At 73.1% G+C, this 2,117-nt stretch carries 3 protein-coding genes; all 3 read right to left on the bottom strand.

Annotation, left to right across the window (positions count from 1 at the left end):
- Positions 1 to 468, bottom strand: a 468-nt coding sequence (locus AB0G02_RS36610) for a DUF6328 family protein (RefSeq protein WP_360804001.1), incomplete at its 3' end; no start/stop codon positions are given.
- Positions 469 to 505: 37 nt separating this feature from the next.
- On the bottom strand, positions 506 to 1,678 hold the full coding sequence (locus AB0G02_RS36605; protein ID WP_360803998.1) for a cytochrome P450: 1,173 nt from the start codon (positions 1,676 to 1,678) through the stop codon (positions 506 to 508).
- Positions 1,669 to 2,117: SDR family oxidoreductase (locus AB0G02_RS36600; RefSeq protein ID WP_360803995.1), on the bottom strand; the 449-nt coding region annotated here is incomplete at its 5' end. The genes AB0G02_RS36600 and AB0G02_RS36605, both read right to left, overlap by 10 nt.

Raw genomic sequence — 2,117 nt, 5'->3', positions numbered from 1 at the left:
CGCGTCGCTCGCGTCGCCCCCGCGCCCCCCCCACGGCCACGCGAACCACAGGCTGCCGAACAGCACGGCCGCGAACGCGCCCAGCGCGATCGCCACCCAGCCACCGACGATGACCTCTCCGAGCAGCAGGATCGTGCCGGTCATGGCCACCGCCAGGCAGGCCAGCCCGATGATCGCGAAGCGGTTCGCCACCTCGATCACGTCCTCCCGCCTCCCGCGGCGGAACAGGATGCGGTGCCAGGGCGCGGGCGCCGTGAGCAGCGCCACCGAGCACGCCGCGAACAGGATCGTGATCAGGTGCGTCACGCGGATGTAGGTGTCGGCCGAGGCGTAGCGGTCGGTGAACACTATCGAGAGCAGGAAGCCGAACAGGATCTGCACGCCCGCCTGCGCCACGCGCAGCTCCTGCAACAACTCGTTGAGGTTGCGGGCCAACCTCCGCTGGTGGGACTCCTCACCCTGGCTCACCGCCACCACTTACCCAGACGGCAAACCGGTCAAACCACTATTTCCGGACGGTGAAGGTCAGTCCGAAGTGGTTGAGCGTGGTGGGCAGCGGCGCGTGCAGTGTCGGCACGTCCAGGTGCTCGCGCAGCGCGTCCAGCATGGTGCGCCCCGCGACCAGCACGAGGTCCCGCCCGGGGCAGATGCCCGGACCGCCGCTGAACGGCACGAGGCCGGGGTCGTTCGGCGCCGGCCAGTTCTCCGGCGCGTAGGAGTCGGCGTAGGCCAACCGGTCCGGGTCGCGGTGGAAGTAGGGCACGAACACGACGAACGTGGTGCCCGCGGGCAACCAGGTGCCGTGCCAGCGGGTCGGTTCGGTGCTCTCCCGCAGGATCACCGGCGTCGTCGGCCACAGCCGAGCCGACTCCCAGATCCCGGCCTCGCCCTCGCCGCCGATCGCCAGCGCGCGCATGGTCGCGATGCCCGCCGCGTCGAACGCGAACAGCCAGTGCGGCACCTGGCGGAGCAGCTCGTCGACGGGCGCGAGGCTCGCCAGGCTGCCCGGTTCGCCGCGCTCCAGGTGGCCGCGCAACCGCTCCTCGAACCGCTTCCGCAACCGCTCGCGCCGCGGGTGCAGGTAGGCCCAGTTCGCGTTGCCGCGCAACGTCCGGAGCAGGTCGGTCAGCTCGACGTCCTCGCGCGCGGACGACCCGAGCACGATCCGCCGCGCCGCCCGCCACCAGGCCTGGGCGAACGCGTCCCAGGTCAGTTCACCCGCGGTGCGGACGTGCCGCAGCAGCAGGTCCGCCTCGTCGGACACGATGCCCGGCACGTCGATCCGGTCGGGCCGCAGCACGTCGTCGTTCACCGCCCGCCGCCGCGCCCGCTCCTCCCCCGTCGAGATCAGCACGCCGTGCGGCTGGAAGTGCGCCAGCGCGGCTTTCTTCTCCCGGGTGGCCAGGGCGAACGGGGTGGGCGAGTCGGCCAGCAGCCGTGACACGTCCACCGGGTCCAGCAGCACCGCGATGCTGCGCCCGGTCACCCTCAGGCGCAGCGGTTCCGGGCCGTAGCGCTCCCGGAACCGCCGCATGGTGGCCACCGCCACGGCATCCGTCCGCGCCTTCGCCGCCACCGCCACCACCGCGGGCCGGCGGACGACCACGCCCTTGGCCAACGTCGGCAGCAGCACCTCGGCGAAGGCGCGACCGGTGTCCAGCCGTGACGCTACGGCCACGACCCCTCCTCGGCGTGCGCGACCACGAGCTCGCGCACCTCACAGCCCTCGGGCTGGCGCAACGCGAACACGATCGCGTCGGCCACCCGCTCCGGCGGGTTCAGCTTGCTGTCGTCCGGCGGCCGGTACTGCTCGGCCCGGTCGTCGAAGAAGTGCGTGCGCATCCCGCCGGGGATCACCAGCGTCACGCCGACCCGCCCGGCGGTCTCGGCCGCCAGCGCCCTGGTGAAGCCGACCACGCCGAACTTCGAGGCGCAGTACGCCGTGGCGTCGCTGACCGCGCGCAGGCCGAGGGTCGACGCGATGGTCACCACCCGCCCGCCGTCCAGCAGCGGCAACGCCGCCCGCACCACCGCCGCGGTGCCGAGCAGGTTCACCATCACCACCCGGTCCCAGTCCGCGCCGGACACCTCGTCCAGCCGGCCGCACGCGTCCGTGC

Source organism: Actinosynnema sp. NPDC023658 (genome assembly GCF_040639995.1).
Classification (GTDB): domain Bacteria; phylum Actinomycetota; class Actinomycetes; order Mycobacteriales; family Pseudonocardiaceae; genus Actinosynnema.
Note: the sequence above shows the minus strand (reverse complement) of the source record. Positions and strands in the feature narration are given on the sequence as shown.